This is a genomic window from Ureibacillus sp. GCM10028918 (assembly GCF_042666115.1).
Lineage (GTDB): Bacteria > Bacillota > Bacilli > Bacillales_A > Planococcaceae > Ureibacillus.
The window spans coordinates 46,426-62,825 of sequence record NZ_JBHTFK010000038.1; the positions used below are offsets into that span (position 1 = coordinate 46,426).

The following is a 16,400-nucleotide window of genomic DNA, read 5'->3' on the forward strand; positions in this document are numbered from 1 at the left end:
AGCTGTGATTTTAAATAGCCTACAGGAATAGAATTCGAAATTCATCAAAATAAAGGAAAAAGTAATTAGGAAGTCGAAATAATGTAGTACAGGGATTTTGGGTGTTTATCATCATATACGATAGCAAATAAAGGAAAAGTTACTAGCATATCTGTCGTAATTCGAAATATGTACAGTTATGCGCTAATAGAAACATAGATAGATAGCCGTTAATCTAGGGAGGAGAGATTCAGGTGGATTACTTAAATCATCCATTTACATCAAAACGACATACAGTTTTTGCGAAAAAAGGAATGGTTGCAACATCACAACCACTAGCAGCTCAAGCCGGGCTAGAAATACTTCGAAAAGGCGGTAATGCCATTGATGCAGCCATTGCAACTGCAGCTGCACTCACTGTATTGGAACCTACTTCAAATGGAATTGGTGGGGACGCCTTTGCCCTGGTGTGGGTAAAGGGAGAACTTCATGGATTAAATGCTTCAGGTCCCTCTCCTGAATTATTGACTGCTGAGGCAGTCAAAGCTCTTGGTTATGACAAGATGCCAAAGTTGGGACTCGAACCAATTACAGTTCCTGGAGCACCTTCTGCTTGGGCGGAGCTCTCTAGAAAGTTTGGTAGATTATCGCTAGAAGAGACGCTGCAGCCTGCCATTACTTATGCTGAGGAAGGTTATCCTTTATCACCGATTCTCGGAAAGTATTGGCGCAAAGCCTATAATGCCTATAAAAAATTAGAGGGAAAAGAATTTGAACATTGGTTTGAGACATTTGCACCCAATGGCCGTCCTCCTGAAATCGGAGAAATCTGGAGCTCAAAGGCTCATGCAGACACGTTGAGAACCATTGCTAAGACGAATGCTCGAGATTTTTATGAAGGTGAATTAGCTCAAAGAATTGAAGACTTTATGGTCGAGCATGGAGGATTCTTAAGAAAAGGCGATTTAGCTTCTTATAAACCTGAATGGGTAAAACCAATCTCCACGAATTATCGTGGTTACGATGTATGGGAAATACCGCCGAATGGTCAAGGAATGGTAGCTTTAATGGCCTTGAATATATTCGAACAGCAAGACACACCTAAATGGCAGAATGTCGATACATATCACCAGCAAATCGAGGCCATGAAATTAGCGTTTACAGATGGACAGGCATATATTACAGAAATGAATGAAATGCCAATCCGTGTTGAACATCTACTTTCGAAGGAATATGCATCACAACGCGCAAAAGAGATTAATGAAACGGCAATTGATCCGATTCCTTATGAGTTACCGAAGGGTGGAACAGTCTATTTAGCCACTGCAGATGATGAAGGGAACATGGTTTCCTACATCCAAAGTAACTATATGGGATTCGGTTCGGGAATTGTCATTCCGGGAACGGGTATTAGTATGCAAAACCGAGGGGCTGATTTCTCCTTGGACGAAAGTCATCCTAACTATTTAAAACCTGGAAAACGAACTTATCACACAATTATCCCAGGATTTTTAACAAAGGATGGAGAAGCAGTCGGGCCATTTGGTGTAATGGGTGGCTATATGCAGCCCCAAGGGCATTTCCAGGTAGTCATAAATACAATCGATTATCTTCTGAACCCACAAGCTGCTTTGGACGTCCCTAGATGGCAATGGGTTGGTGGAAAGAAAGTCCATGTTGAGCCGGAGTTTCCAGGTTATTTAGTTCAAGCACTGGAAAGAAAAGGGCATGAAATTCAAGTTCAAACAGACGGTGGCAGCTTCGGGCGTGGGCAAATTATATGGAGAAATGCGCAAACTGGAGTGCTCGCAGGAGGAACTGAATCAAGAACAGACGGCATGGTTGCAGCTTGGTAGCCCAAGCTCCACAATTAGCAAAAAATTAAAGCAGAAGGGAATGTGATATATTCATTTCCTTTTAGCTTCTTTAAATGAAAAATACCTCATTTAGATGTATTAAGGGAGAATTTAATCCATCTAAACAAGGTATTTAAAATAATTAGTGGGATCTATTTAGACCCAATATTCTAACCCAATAAATCCCACTCTCTAAGATGTTAAAGCTATACCGGGAAATGAAATGCATATAAAAACGTTATAAATTCTTCAAAAGGAAGGGACGACTCGCCTTCTTGCTCTCCATTTCCTGTAACGCTCGTTTGAATCGAAGTCCCCCAAATTTGGAGACTGTCGTTATTTGGATTGTAAAAATAGACGCGCATTATGCCTGATGGATCAACAGCTACCCTTTGAATGAGAATGGCATGAGCCCCTAGCACTTGACCTGAACGATTGTAAATAGTAATCCCTGCTGGTTGTGGAAGGCCTTCATTGACGTTCGGGTTGTATATTGGATGGTAGTAACGACGGAAATTCGTTTGAAACTCTAAATCCGTATATACATCTGAAAAACCGGACCATACGCCAGTCATATGGAAGGCGGGATTAATCCATTTATGGGCATCTTGCCCGCGACCGTCGGCCAATTTTAACAACTCAAAATAAATTGCATCTAGGTGTGGTACTAACAGTAAGGAGATGGCATCGATATTCGTTGTATCTTCAAGTGGAACCGGATAAATCGTGTTAGTGGAAATCTCTCTTCCTTCAAAAGTAAAGGTGAGCGTACCTGACCTTAAAAAAGCATTCAACATTTTCAGGAGCAGAACCGGCTCCTTTTGTGCCCAATAACTAATAGCTCTTGTAGATTGGCATGTAGGATTAAAACCTTGCCCAATTCCTAAAGGCGTTCCTAATATATTCACCATTTCGGATATTAAAAGAGCGGATAAAGCCTCTTTATTTGTTAATTGATGAACCGAAGAAAGGCTGTTTTCAACATTTTCGAGAATAGGTGCCTTCATTAAATCCCCTAATTCCTTTATAAGCTCAGGAGTAAAAACATCTCTTTGTAAAAATCGAAGCAAACCATAAATGGCTCTTCTATTTTTTATGGTAATGCAAGAATTGATCAATGAAGATACCAGGGCTAAATTCAACTGTAAATTACTTTTTGCCTTTTCATCAACAGCAAGCATCTCATTTAACAGATGTGGCTTTTCATTATTAAGATAGTGTAAAAGTACAACATGGTAAGGAGAAACTAACCCAGTTTGTACCATAGTAAAACGGAATTGTTCTGCTTCTTTCGTTAAAGTCGCATCATTGCAGGTTTTTAATTTCTGCTCATAGCTTTCTAATGGACCTGTCGCCAAATCCGATGGGGAGTAAACAGCTCTCTCATATTCTTTTAGCTTTGAACTTGTTTCATCCAATCCTCCAGCTAACTTTTGTGCACTGGCAATAAGCTTCAAAATTTTATTTGTGACAATGGGCCTTTGAACAGCAAGATTATCCACCTCTTGATAGAGGTTTTCAAAAACGCGAGATGAAAAACAATGCTCGGAGATAAAATATAAGAGCTTAGATGCCTGTTCGTCTTTATAAAGTTGTTTGACTCGGTTTTCCTCTGTTTCCTTCATAATCAATAAATCAATATTCAAAGCCAAAACTTTTGTTAAAAACTCTGCAGCCTCATAAGATGACAGATTGGGGTGCACATAATCACCTTTCGCAATAGCAAGGATTCTTAAATCACTTAACGATTCCGCCATAGCAGTGGTGCCTCCTGCATGAAGTGTCCCTCTGACTAAAGTGGCATCAAGTTTTCGGACATTTTCCCAAGGTTTCCCCAAGAATAGGCCAGCTTGATCTAAAAGAGGGGCATATTGATAAAGTTTGTCTAAACCATTAGGCTCTGTAAGAAGATTGATGGCTTCGTTTAAAACCGTTTCCTGATATAGTTTTTTACTAAATAAGGGTGCTTGTAATAATTGTTGAAAGGCTTTTTGAAATGCATTCTCTGATGAGAAAAGGTATAGTCCCATAAATTCATACTCCTTTCAGCGTATTTCCTATAAATTACAATTAACATAAATGACGGTTTTTAAACATTTATGGTGAAAAAAGGGTGCAGGTGTATTATTATTAGAATATTTAAAATTTTGATAAATGTACCATGAAAATAAAATTATTACTATAGAGCATATGCTCAAAAGTAAAAGACCACGAAAAATAATTTCGGGTCTTTCGATAAGTCAAGTTTTCTATTGCTTTTTATTAGGACGCATCTGTAGAGCTATGCCCAAACGTAGCTTTTGCCCCAACTAACCTTAGCAAGAGCCTCAATTTTTTCAACTAAGCAATCTTCCACCATATAAGTGTCACCTTGTTCATAAGGATTGTAGTGGTAGGCATACATTCTAGATACAAATTCGTGGAATGGCAGGGAAGATTCACCCTCTAATTCGCCAAAGCCTGAAACACTTGCTTTAATGCTTTGCCCCCAATTTTGAGTACTATCATTATTTGGATTATAGAAGTAAACTCGGTAATCCCCGTTTTGGTCACTTTCAATTCTTTGTATCGAAACGGCATGAAGGCCAAGGAGTTCCCCGTGAACGTTTGTAAGGAAAATGCCTACTGGATTTGGGTGGATCAACTTTGAACCTTCGTTATACTCAGGATGATGTGTGGCATAAAACAATTTTACAAATGCTGAATAATTTGTAACGTTTAATGTAAGTTGATCGATGATATTAATGAAACCGCTCGGAATCCACTCACCATAAAACTCGCGATTTACCCACTTATGGCCATCCTCACCACGAAGAAGTGTTCGTTTAACCATCTCGTTATAAACTTTATCAAGATGTGGGACCAGCAGGATTGAAACGATATCTAAGTCCCGTTGAATATCATTGGCAATCCCTTCAATTAGTAGGTTGGAATGGATTGGTTCACCTTCAAATGTCATCTCGATATTGTTATTTTGTGCGGCGTGCATTATATAATTTAACAATTGAACAGGCTCAAATTGTGCCCAAAGTGAGATTGCTCTAGCGGATTGGCAAATTGGATTTTGCCCTTGACCTACCCCTAGCGGTTGTCCGAGCACACTTATTGCTCCAGCAATAAGAAGTCCATTCATACTGATTCCACTTTGTTCATTTGCAAAAATAGAAAGAGCTTTTCGTACTTCAGCGTGAATTGGAAGCTCAAATAATTGTTGAATAGAAGGTGCTAGAAAATCAATCTTCAATACACCGCGATTTAACATTCTTGAAAGACCGTAAATAGCCTGTCTTGTTTCGGGATAAATTGCAATCTGGATCATATCATGAATTGTTTTTTTATTATCATTAAAGCTCACACTGCCTGCTTCTGCTAAAGAAAGGGCAGCTGGAAGTACATCAGGATTTTTTCGATTCAAAAAGCGAAGCAGCACTGCATGGAAAGGTGAAACAAGACCGGTCTCGTTCATCGATTGAGCGAACAAATTTGCCTCTGCAGTAAGTTCCTCCACCGTGGCCTGCTCTAATTTCAGGCGATAATCCCTTTGATTGGTTGCTTCTTTACTTAATGGTGTTGGAGCATCAACAGCTTGTGTATATTTTTCTAGAGCCTCTCGCGTATTTTCATCAAGCTCGCTTGTTGTTAATTGCTGCGATAAATGAATCATTTCTAAAATGCGACGAGTAATGATTGGACGTTGCACGGCTAAACGGTCAATCTCGATAATCATTTGGTCAGCTACCTCTTTAAAAGATAGTTCCTGACCAAGATACGTAAATAAATTGTGTGCTCGAACTAGATGTTCTTCCGGTGGAGTCGTTTCGTCAGCTGTTTCTTGAGGGGATAAAAGGTCCAGATTTAGTGCGACTACCTCATTTAAAAATGCACAAGCTTCCTCTTTGCTGATGCTTTCATGTGTATAAGTTCCCTTGGCAATAGCAAGCATACGCATCTCACTTAGTAGTTCAAGAATCGAATAAATGCCTCTTAATCTTAAAGAATTTCCAACGAATGGAGGCTGTAGTTTAGTTGGATCTTCCCAGTCACCAGAAAGGAAAACCCCTGCTTGGTCAAATTGATGGGCATATTTATCAAGAATAGCCATTCCTCCATCTGTGCATGCTAGTTCATTTGCTAGTTGGAAAACGTCTGTTTGATAAAGACTTTTAGCAAAAGGCTTTGCCTGATTCAGAATGTTTAAGGCACCTTCAAATTTAACTTCGAGAAGGTCGATTGGTTTCGTTGTTTTTCTTGTTCTAGAGGTACCAGCTGCTCTTTTTCTCGCATTGGTAGTTGTCTTTTTTTCCGTTGTTAAAGTAGGACTCATCCTTTTGTTCACTCCTTATAAGTAGAAATTATGTTTCTCAAATTCTTCTAAAAGCTTTCTCATTTCATGAGCATCTTCTCCGAAAAAGTTTATAGAACCGTAATGGTTACCAAAACCAACGCGTTCAGCTACTTTAGATGAGGCAGGAATAAACATATTATGTTTTACAAAATAAGGGTGTTCTTTTAGCTCACTTGGGATATTTAGTCTTGAAATAGCTTTTACTTTTGGGTAAACCATTAGATTACCAGAATGTCCTTTTGCTGATACGACTTCTTCCGGGAAAAAGGCATTCAGCTCTTCTTCTGTAGTATCAGGGTCACAGCAAAGAATTTGTCCTTGATATGCGCTAAAACCATAGGCTCTTTCGATATGCTCAAAGATATGGCCACCTGGAATACGATTCGCTACTTCCCCGAAGAAGATTTCGCCAGTCGGAGTGATGAAAAATTCAGGATGAATAATGCCGTGGTTTACTTCAAAAGCATTTACAAGCTTTTCGATCTCTTCTCTAATTTGAGGTCTCCACTTTTCAAGTGTAGGTGAGGCAGGAACAAAGTTAGAGTGACCAAGCTTTACATATTCAGTTATATTTAAAAATTTCACTTTGCCATTATGGATGAAGGCTTCACATGAAAACTCCTGTCCCTCTAAATGACTTTCCATTAAAAGCGGGAATTCCTCATCGTCAATTTCTTCGATATCTTTTTCTTCTCTGATCATTCGATGTCCAACAGTACCAGCCTTATCAAAAGGTTTTACGTGGATTGGTTCAAGTTGATCATCATCTAATTTTACTAGTGCTTGATTGATTCTTTTGAAAAATCTTGCGATATCTTCTTTACTATAGGCTTCTTCAAATATGCCTACTCGCAGACCTGCTAAGTGTGCACGTCGCTTCATCAATCCTTTATCACGCAATAGTAGGGATTTATTAAATAGTTTAGGATTTTCTAAGAGTAAAGAATTCATCATGCCAGCCCATTCCACGGTTTCCTCATATATTGGAACCGTCAGTTTGACATTCAATTCTTTTAACTTTTCGTATAGTTCAAATGATTGTTCAATTGGGACATTGAACTGCCATGGTACAAATAGGATATCGTTTTTATCAGCAAAAGATTGAAATTCAGGTGGTCCAACGACAACATATGGACGCCCCATTTTATCGATTGCTTCGATTGCTTGTAGACTCCATCCAAGTAGTGCAGTTGTTTGGTTGTGATTTGCATTCATTCTCCGTAAATCTCCCGTCTCTTGAAAATATTTTTCCTTGCTAAGGCAAAAGAAATCTTTGCGAACTTTATTTTACTAGAAAAAATAGGAATTGAAATCGTTTCGACAAAATATTCTAAATATTTTAAAAACATTAACATTTTTTACATTATATCCTATGTATTTGTCGATGGTCCTAATGATAAAATGTGAATGGCTAAAATTTCAGGCTTCTGTGAATAGAGAAAAAATTTGACACTAAGGGAGAAATTTAAATTGCTAATTCAGAGAAGAGAAAGTATTGTTGGAGAGTTATTTGGGGAAAAAGATTGGTATGAAAGGTTAAAGGAATACTTTCCAGAAAGAGAAATGAAAACGAAACAACATTTTGATACACTTCTCAAAGATAAATACAAAATGTATCAAGTAATGGAAGCAGATGATTACGTAGTTGTTTATTTTGAACAACTGGATTATATATTTATAGATTATATTTTAGTGTCGGGAAATACCCGAGGCAAGGGAATTGGGGGTAAGGTGCTGGATCTGTTCAAAGAGGAAGGGAAGGCAATTATCCTGGAAGTGGAACCAGTTACGATGGAGGATCCTGACTCCGAGAAGAGAATCCGTTTTTATGAACGACATGGTTTCGTCAAAATGGAAAATATCGGCTATGAAAGAATTCATAATGTATCTAAGGAACTAAATAAAATGGATGTCTATTGCTGGTCTGGGGCAAAGCCGGCCGAAGACTGGGTATTGGAGAAAATGAGCGAAATCTATACAAATGTCCATGCTTATAGAACGCAAGAATTATACGGAGTAGAACCTCAATCAGCAGCCGAGGTGCTTTGGTTAAGAAAGAGTTTACAAAACGTAAATTAAGCGAGGCAGAAAGAAGTAGAAGAATTCTTATTAAGAAATTAATTCTCATGAATTGATTTTCATTCCAGGTCGAGTAGCTGTCGGCTTTGCCTTTCGCTACAGAGGAATGTTTTTTTTGCAAAGGAAATTAATTTTAGCTACATCAAAAAAACCACCATTTTCCTACTTGAGGAGAATGGTGATTTTGGGTTTTGTCCCACCCTTATTTGAATAGCGGAGTTTTCTTTAAGACGATACATACAGGAATTGCTACAATCATACCTACAGCGATTTGTATAAGGTTTCCGGGTATTGAACCTAGGGGCACAATCCAGTTGCCAAAAATAATTGATTCATAAAGATAGTAGACTACTAACATCACAGGAGTTGAAACGACCATTCCAAGTATATTTAATCCAGCACTATTACCACTTTTGCCATTTGACCAAGCAATTTTCCCAACGATATATCCCATCAGACCCCGAGCGATAAATGTACCCGGTGCCCAAATTGTCCATCCTGACATTAAATCAAATAATGCCATCCCTAAACTGCCTGCAATTGCACCCTTTTTTGGGCCAAACAAAATGGAAGCAATAAAGAGCATGCCAGTACCAAGATGAACTAGACCGCCATTTCCGCCAATCGGTAACTTAATATTTAAAAAGACTGTAGCAACAAATACGAGCGCGATTAGTAATGCGGAAACAATTAAATCAAAGGTTTGAGTGCGGGGGCTTGAATAACTTTGTGTTTTTTGCATTTAAAATACCTTCCTTACTATTAAGAATTTAAAGATAACAATAGCAGAGGGCTGGTATTTAAAAAAGTATCACATTTTTAAAAAAATTAGGGGCCAGTTTGGAATGAAGCTGCTTAATCACTAGAAGGCTCTTAAACGAACCATATGGTTAAAAGGACTTAAGGTAATTGCCGAGTTGAAACCCTCAAAAAATTTTTTTGTAGCTTATCCCGCCTCACTTATCTCCTTACCTAAACGTATCTAAGTACCTTGGAAGACAAGCATTTTCGAATTTTACAGGGTTAGTTATTAAACTTCATATCCATTCAAATAAAATTCTGTAATTTGGACAGAATAAAAGCCGAAGAGTGCTATTGAGGACTTTGCATATTCTCAATGCCACTTTTCATGACAATCCATGAGGAGGATAGCTATGCCAAATGTAGAAGTAGGCTGTGCTGTATCGAACTGTGTTTTCCATAAAAAGGGGAACTTTTGTGGAGCTGATAAAATCCAGATAGATATGGATTACCACTCTAAAAACAAAAATACAGAGTTTGCTTCGGATTTTGATTTCGAGAAAGTTTCGGAAGAAGCAAGCAATTCCCGAGATACGTGCTGTAAAACGTTCAAACCTCAAGATGAACGTGGTGAATAAATAATTTAACTATTCAAGTAGGTTATTTGTTCAATGCTAAGACATGAAGGCAAGGCTGTTTGAACCATATGATTGTTACCTGACATGGACTAAAGGGTACCCTTTAGTCTATGTCTTTATGCATAATTTTGTGGTAAATCCCTCATTTACAGAAAATTATTACTTTTATTGGAAAGTAACTTAATATATTAAAATTCGTCGTATTCAGCTATAATTTAAGAACAAATTAAAGAAGAGCAGAGGTTCTATCATGTTTTCTATACCTGATTCCCAGAACATTTCCATCTTGCATGGTGAGTATTCGGTCCTTTTAGTAGTCTTATCCGTTTTAATCGCATGTTGTGCATCTTACACTGCATTATTTATGAACAAAAGAATACAAGAGAATGGATTTTTCCCAAAGGCATTTTGGTTATTGCTCTCTTCAGTAGCTATGGGGCTAGGGATTTGGTCGATGCACTTCATAGGCATGAGTGCTTTTATGCTCCCTTTACCAATGGAAAATGACCCCTTGTTAACAATTATTTCGATTCTGCCTGCTATTATTGCATCTTATATCGCATTTGATTTTGCTAATAAATCACAACAATCCGCTCTACCCTATTCTTTTGTGGGAAGTGTTATGGGTTTAGGGATTGCTGCCATGCATTATTTAGGAATGGCGGCCATGAAAACCGAAGCAAAGTATTATTATAAACCAGGTTTATTTATCCTATCTATCGTCATTGCAATTGTAGTGTCCATGATTGCAATGTATGTGTTTGCTACTTTACAAAAATATATGAGCAATCAGTTAATCAGAATCATTACAGCCATAATATTAGGTTTTGCAATTTCCAGTATGCACTATACAGGAATGGCAGCAATGGTTTTCTATGTAGAAGGACCATTAAAGGCGGTTGACCATAATCATTTTTTCCATATGGATTTATCGGTTGTTGTGTTAGTTGCTGTTGGCATTTTATTTGTTATAGTAGGATTGACGGGTCTACTAGAGCGGTTTGTAGATTACCGCTTGAAATATTATGATGCCCTAACGTTATTCCCGAACCAGCGTCAGTTCGAAAAGGATACAAATAATCTAAAAACAACAGGGAGTCTTTCGATTCTTCAAATACAAGATCTTGAAAAATGGATCAACCAGTATGGATATGTATTTGGTGACAAGGTGATTAAAGCCGTTGGGAAGGTCATCGAGAAGAACAAACTGCATTCTTACAAAGTTTATCGAATAGAAGGAAATCGATTTGCTATTTATGCTTTTAATGACCAGCGTATAGAGATATTAAAGGATTTAATGGAAAGCATCACTGCTAATTTGAAATCGCCGCTCCAAATTGACGATTATCCAATAGTGGTAGATATAGTTTGTGCAATCTCTTCTTCAAGGAATAAAGAAAGTGTCTTAGGACTTTTATCAAATAATCTAGCTGTACTGCATGATCCTGCCAGTAATTATGAACAAAATGTAATTGAATTCAATCCGGAAATACATACATATAATATGGATAGGCAAATTGTTGAAGATATTGAAAAAGCGATGGTCAATAACGAGCTGTTTTTAGTTTATCAACCAAAAGTGCAATCCCATACAAAAAAAGTGTCTGGATTAGAAGCATTAGTGCGTTGGAAACACCCGCAAAATGGCATGATTTCGCCAGGAGTATTTATTCCAATCGTCGAAGCGGCGGGTAATAAAATATTCGACTTAACCGATTGGATTATTGAACACGTCTGTCAACAAATCTCCAAGTGGTTACAAGAAGGAATTGAATTTGAACAAGTATCTATTAATATTCCAGGTTCCTATATCACTTCATCCAGACTGTACGATGTGATTACATCAAACCTTGAAAACTACAAGGTTGATAGTAGATATATAGAATTGGAAATAACGGAAACAAGTGTTGTGCATGATATTAAGCATGCGATTACTGCGATTAACAAATTTAGAGAAATCGGTTTATCTGTTGCATTAGATGACTTTGGTACTGGACTATCATCACTTTCTTACTTAAAGAGAATGCCAATATCGACAATTAAAATCGACAAATCATTTGTGGATGGAATTTCCAATTCGGAAAAAGATTCCGCGGTGTTAAAGTCAATTATTACGTTATCGAATTCTTTAAATTTGAAAATTGTTATTGAAGGTGTCGAGACTGAGGATCAATATAATTTTATTTATTCAATGGAAGAAGCACCTCTAATACAAGGGTATTATTTCTCTCGGCCATTAACATCAGAAGAATTTATTAGTTGGACAAATGAACGATAGTTAATTAAATTAAGCTGCTTTCAAGTTATTTGAATACAATAATTTGAAAGCATTTTTTTATTTACATAAAAATGAGCAGTGCACGATTGGCAGGGGGTTCGGTGTATCAAGTGACAAAAAAGTAAATCCTCAAAATAAGATTCAGATTTTATAATGGAGATATTCTTTTTTGATTGGAAATTATATTTATTCTAAAATGGACTGTAGGAATAGATGATTTATTAGAGGAGGCAAATTTATGATTAGTAATATCGGAACAGTGGCAGTTTATGTAGAGGATCAACAAAAAGCGAAAACATTCTGGACTGAAAAAGTAGGATTTGAAGTAATAGCGGAGCACGCAATGGGACCAAACGCTTCTTGGCTTGAAGTTGCCCCTGCAAATGAAAAAAGTCGACTTGTTATTTATCCAAAGGCGATGATGCAAGGGGCAGAAAATCTTAAAGCCTCTATCGTATTTGATTGTGATAATGTATTGGAAACTTATGAGAAATTGAAGGCTAAAGGAGTAAACTTTAAAGGTGAACCCCAACAAATGCAATGGGGGACTTTTGTTCAATTCAGCGATGAAGACGGAAATGAATTTTTATTAAAAAGCTAATTAAAACTAGCATCCGGGTGTAGACACAGTTGAATATCGACTTTGCTAACACTTTTTTAGCACTAGCGAGAGGGTTTCTTAACAATCAGCATAAAATAAGAAACATTTCTTATAATAGATATAAAACTAAATAAGTGAGATATAACGAATGGAAGAAATCATTGTAAAAAAATTTAAAGTGATTGAAAAACAATATCATATCAGAATCCTTCTTGCAGTTGAGTCCGGGAGTCGTGCATGGGGATTTGAATCAGCTGGCAGTGATTACGATGTTCGGTTTATTTATATTCATTCACCAGAATGGTATCTTTCCATTGACCCTCAAGGTTTTGGTTCAAAAAAAGATGTAATTGCCTATCCTATTGATGAGAACTTAGATATCAGCGGCTGGGAAATAACAAAAGCTTTACGCCTTTTTAGAAAGAGTAATCCGACCATTTTAGAATGGCTAAGGAGCGATCTAGTCTATCTGCAAAATCCTTCTTTTGTAAATCGATTGCGTATGCTTGAAACAAACTTTTTTAATCCAGTGCCTATTTTGCACCACTACTTTAACCTGGCTAAGGGCAACTACAAGAAATATTTCCAAGGAAAAGTAGTGAAAATTAAAATTTACTTTTATGTTTTAAAGTCTCTATTGGCATGTGTGTGGATTGAAAAAAACAAATCCTTCCCACCAGTTCGGATTCAGGATTTGTTTTCGCTTATGGATGATAAAAAAGTAAAGCAGGAAGTAGAGCAGTTAGTCAAACTTAAACATTTAGGGGAGGATAAGGTTTCCTCCGCAGATTATCCTGCTACCAATGAATATATTGAAACTAATTTCTTGTCTATTCAACAATCACTATCCTCACAAAAAGTGGAGCAAGTTCATGTAACAGATCAACTCGATCAACTATTCAGAGCTACATTATCGACTGTCTGGTGTTCAAAGCAAGGATAGCCAGTAGAGATGTATACTGCAAATGCCAAAGTAAAGGCAAAAAACGCCGACTAATGAAAATAAATAGAGCTTTTGGAAGTACACCTTACTATTCGTATAAACCCAATATGAAACGAAGAGAATAAGGAGAGACAAGCAAATTTTTAACCCTAAAAATAAAGCGGGATTAAGTGAAAAAATAAAGTCCATTATCGGATTCATTTCTTCAATCAACTTTTTCATTAATCCATAATTTGTTACAATTCCATCGAACAAATTTAAAAAAGCAATGGAAATCCCGAATAACATAATTTTTTTACCCATAATACCATCCTTTTTAATTGGTAAAATTTCTCTTACATTATTAACGGATTTTTCCACTTATATTCTTTTGATGAATTATTGTAGGAAATGATTCGAGAATTATTAGCAAATATGCCTTTTAAAATCGTATGTTTAGAAAAAGGTATGTATGTAAATGAAAATCCCACTGGATACTATATCAGTGGGATTGTTTTTTTTATTGGACTAGATATTCTTCTTTAAGTTCTGAAATTGCTACTTCTGAACGTTCTTCGTGAGCATTTCTTAAGTGAACTGTGGCAGTTTTACCATCATCGTGTAATTGATCAATCCAGATAGAAACACCGTTATAGCTAACTTCAAATTCTTTTGGTGAGGCAAGAATTTCTTGTGCACGATTGTATTCCAAAGAGAGCGGCCTCCTTATTTTTGGTTATTCTTTGCTTTTTGAGCTAATTGATGGAGATGATTTAATTCTTGAGCTATTTCCTCGCGCATTTCACCCGGAGCAATTTTTGCGTTCTTGGGTGTTTGTGGTAAGGATTGTTTGTTAGTGCCTTTACTTTTGCTATCGTCTCGTCCCATTGGATAACTCCTTTCGATTAGAATTCTTATTTAATATGGCTTTTGGTTGATTTTTTATCATAAAAAAAAGCGATTTTCGCTATATTAGCAAAATCGCAAACTGCCTTGTAATATTTATTATTCTAAACCAACGCCAGTTTCAACCGAAATTGCCTCCACCTCATATAACCAATCACGAAGTAGTGCCCTTGCCTCATCTAAACCTTGATTTGCCTGTGTCACCTTATCCATATCTTGTTCTTCAAGGGCAGAAAGCATTAATGTAAAGCTGTTATATTGAATGTTGGCAGCATCAATATATAATTCATGAAGCTCTCTTATCCGTGTATTTTTTGGCATGATGGATTCCAGCTCTACAACAAATTCACGATAACTAGGAACAATCTCATCGAATAGTGTATTGTATAGAACTTCATCGCTTGTATAGTTAGCGCCAGTAACACTATCGTAGAGGCCAATAATTCGATCTTCTTCTGGAGCTAATAAAATAACCTCATCTATATAAATCGTAAAGTCATCTGCTAAATCTGCTTCTGAATCGGAGGTCACTGTTTCAGTTTGTGATTTTTCTTCAGTTGCAGAGGATTCCTCCTTCACAACAGGTTCCTCTGTTGCTGTCGTCTCCTTTTTAGAATCTGTATCACTACAACCAACTAAAAAGACAAAAGTAACAAGTGAAAGAAAAAGTGACAGTCTTTTCATGCTTCTCCTATCCTCCAACGGACTCATTTTAAATAACGTTGGATGTTGTTTTTAAAAATCGCATTCTTTATAGGATATTCAAAAACATAAAAAGGGTGATTCCTATTTTAACAAATCGACACTATTTATATTTGCCTTTCAATTAGAGAAATTGTACTTCCAACGTTCCATTCTACTAATTGATCTCGCCAAGGAGCGCCGTTAATCACTAAATAGGATGAAAATGTTTGATATGGTTTTGAAGAAAATAGAAGTTTTCAATTTTTCCTTTAATCACATTTTTGGAAATTGAGGAATAAGTTGTAATTTTAGCTTTTTTCCTATTACAACAGTGTTAATATAATACTATAATAGAAGGAAGATATAGGAAGTTTATAATAGTAGAAAAGTGGTGTGATTTATGTGGTATGTTGTACTAGGGGTAGTCATAATATTGTTAGCAGCCTGTATAAAACAATATTATCAATTGGCTCAAATGAGACAGCAAGTAGACTACTTAAAACCACTGATTGATACAGTCGAGAATGTGAAAGATATCATTTACTATTGTGAAATACCGCAATTAAAATATCATTATTTAAGCCCTGCGGTAAATCGGTTTGGACCAAATATTCACGAAGAACATATGAAAGATCCGTACAAAATTTTCGACATGGTACATCCAGAGGATTATGAAAAACTAGAAAATAAAGCTTCAGGTAAAATGGATTTTAGCAAACCGTTAACCATTCGTCTTCTTGATGACAAGGGGAATTATGTTTGGTTTGAAGAGTATGCAACACCAGTCTATAAAGATGGCAAGTTAGTTGCGCTTCAAGGTATCTTCAGAAATATTGACGATAAAATGAAATTACAACAACAGTTGGAATATGAGGTATCTCATGATGGATTAACAAATGTCTATAATCGCACCTTTTTTCAAACGAAAATGGGGTTATTTAATAAAATAAAAGATGTCCCTATGGGTGTTATTATTTGTGATTTAGATCAACTAAAATATATAAATGATAATTATGGGCATCAAACAGGAGATCGTTTGATTATTGAAGCAGCCGATATCTTAACAAATTGTGCAAACGAAGAAACGATTATAGCTCGACTGGGTGGGGATGAATTCGCGATACTTCTGCCTAATACAACAGAGGAAGATGTAGTGGCGCTCATCAACAAAGTCATCCAAAATCTAAATTACCATAATAGTTTTAATGAAAATCTTCAATTACATATGTCCATTGGGTATTCCTACATACACTCCTCTATTAGAAATATGGAATGCTTATATAATGAAGCTGATCATCAAATGTATACAGCAAAAAGTGCAAAAAGAGTATTAGCAAGATTAAGAAAATGAAAATAAACTCTGCCTCTTAG

At 36.6% G+C, this 16,400-nt stretch carries 15 protein-coding genes; 7 read left to right on the forward strand and 8 right to left on the reverse strand.

The genetic code is table 11. The features are described from left to right. The first annotated feature begins 233 nt into the window (after positions 1 to 233). Positions 234 to 1,835 carry a gamma-glutamyltransferase family protein gene (locus ACFQU5_RS17930; protein WP_390290965.1) on the forward strand — a complete coding sequence of 534 codons (1,602 nt, stop codon included), beginning with the start codon at positions 234 to 236 and terminating at the stop codon, positions 1,833 to 1,835. 206 nt (positions 1,836 to 2,041) lie between these two features. Here ACFQU5_RS17930 and ACFQU5_RS17935 read toward each other — a convergent pair whose 3' ends face one another. The 3 genes from ACFQU5_RS17935 to ACFQU5_RS17945 form a co-directional block, all read right to left on the reverse strand. Further along, positions 2,042 to 3,865, reverse strand: a complete 1,824-nt coding sequence (locus ACFQU5_RS17935) for a hypothetical protein (protein ID WP_390290968.1) — start codon at positions 3,863 to 3,865, stop codon at positions 2,042 to 2,044. A 251-nt stretch (positions 3,866 to 4,116) separates the two neighbouring features. After that, positions 4,117 to 6,159 (reverse strand): hypothetical protein, encoded by a 2,043-nt coding sequence (locus tag ACFQU5_RS17940; RefSeq protein WP_390290970.1) that lies wholly within the window; start codon positions 6,157 to 6,159, stop codon positions 4,117 to 4,119. A gap of 15 nt (positions 6,160 to 6,174) precedes the next feature. Next, a complete protein-coding gene (locus tag ACFQU5_RS17945; protein ID WP_390290973.1) occupies positions 6,175 to 7,395 on the reverse strand; it encodes an ATP-grasp domain-containing protein in 1,221 nt (406 codons plus the stop codon). A gap of 255 nt (positions 7,396 to 7,650) precedes the next feature. On the opposite strand from ACFQU5_RS17945, the gene ACFQU5_RS17950 reads away from it, so the two are divergent. Beyond that, positions 7,651 to 8,259: a GNAT family N-acetyltransferase gene (locus ACFQU5_RS17950; protein WP_390290976.1), complete on the forward strand. Its 609-nt coding sequence runs from the start codon at positions 7,651 to 7,653 to the stop codon at positions 8,257 to 8,259. Positions 8,260 to 8,461: 202 nt separating this feature from the next. Here ACFQU5_RS17950 and ACFQU5_RS17955 read toward each other — a convergent pair whose 3' ends face one another. Beyond that, the gene (locus tag ACFQU5_RS17955; protein WP_390290979.1) at positions 8,462 to 9,001 is read right to left on the reverse strand and encodes an ECF transporter S component; all 540 of its coding nucleotides are present in this window, start codon (positions 8,999 to 9,001) and stop codon (positions 8,462 to 8,464) included. Positions 9,002 to 9,413: 412 nt separating this feature from the next. On the opposite strand from ACFQU5_RS17955, the gene ACFQU5_RS17960 reads away from it, so the two are divergent. The 4 genes from ACFQU5_RS17960 to ACFQU5_RS17975 all read left to right on the forward strand — a co-directional run bounded on the left by ACFQU5_RS17960 (position 9,414) and on the right by ACFQU5_RS17975 (position 13,460). Further along, a complete protein-coding gene (locus ACFQU5_RS17960; protein ID WP_390290982.1) occupies positions 9,414 to 9,638 on the forward strand; it encodes a DUF1540 domain-containing protein in 225 nt (74 codons plus the stop codon). Between the two features lie 250 nt (positions 9,639 to 9,888). Continuing rightward, positions 9,889 to 11,916 (forward strand): bifunctional diguanylate cyclase/phosphodiesterase, encoded by a 2,028-nt coding sequence (locus ACFQU5_RS17965; protein WP_390290985.1) that lies wholly within the window; start codon positions 9,889 to 9,891, stop codon positions 11,914 to 11,916. Between the two features lie 238 nt (positions 11,917 to 12,154). After that, entirely contained in the window at positions 12,155 to 12,517 is a 363-nt protein-coding gene (locus tag ACFQU5_RS17970; protein WP_390290988.1) for a VOC family protein, read from the forward strand. Positions 12,518 to 12,665: 148 nt separating this feature from the next. After that, positions 12,666 to 13,460, forward strand: a complete 795-nt coding sequence (locus tag ACFQU5_RS17975) for a nucleotidyltransferase domain-containing protein (protein WP_390290991.1) — start codon at positions 12,666 to 12,668, stop codon at positions 13,458 to 13,460. On the opposite strand, the gene ACFQU5_RS17980 is transcribed toward ACFQU5_RS17975, so the two are convergent. The 4 genes from ACFQU5_RS17980 to ACFQU5_RS17995 all read right to left on the reverse strand — a co-directional run bounded on the left by ACFQU5_RS17980 (position 13,446) and on the right by ACFQU5_RS17995 (position 15,029). After that, entirely contained in the window at positions 13,446 to 13,763 is a 318-nt protein-coding gene (locus ACFQU5_RS17980; protein WP_390290994.1) for a DUF5658 family protein, read from the reverse strand. The genes ACFQU5_RS17975 and ACFQU5_RS17980 overlap by 15 nt on opposite strands. Before the next feature lie 196 nt (positions 13,764 to 13,959). Then, positions 13,960 to 14,151: an H-type small acid-soluble spore protein gene (locus ACFQU5_RS17985; protein ID WP_390290997.1), complete on the reverse strand. Its 192-nt coding sequence runs from the start codon at positions 14,149 to 14,151 to the stop codon at positions 13,960 to 13,962. Between the two features lie 14 nt (positions 14,152 to 14,165). Then, positions 14,166 to 14,327 carry a hypothetical protein gene (locus ACFQU5_RS17990; RefSeq protein ID WP_301138393.1) on the reverse strand — a complete coding sequence of 54 codons (162 nt, stop codon included), beginning with the start codon at positions 14,325 to 14,327 and terminating at the stop codon, positions 14,166 to 14,168. 117 nt (positions 14,328 to 14,444) lie between these two features. Continuing rightward, positions 14,445 to 15,029, reverse strand: coding sequence for a hypothetical protein (locus tag ACFQU5_RS17995; protein WP_390291001.1), 585 nt, complete (start codon positions 15,027 to 15,029; stop codon positions 14,445 to 14,447). 400 nt (positions 15,030 to 15,429) lie between these two features. Between ACFQU5_RS17995 and ACFQU5_RS18000 the strand changes: the two genes are divergently transcribed. Beyond that, positions 15,430 to 16,380: a sensor domain-containing diguanylate cyclase gene (locus tag ACFQU5_RS18000; RefSeq protein ID WP_390291004.1), complete on the forward strand. Its 951-nt coding sequence runs from the start codon at positions 15,430 to 15,432 to the stop codon at positions 16,378 to 16,380. The last annotated feature ends 20 nt before the right edge of the window (positions 16,381 to 16,400 follow it).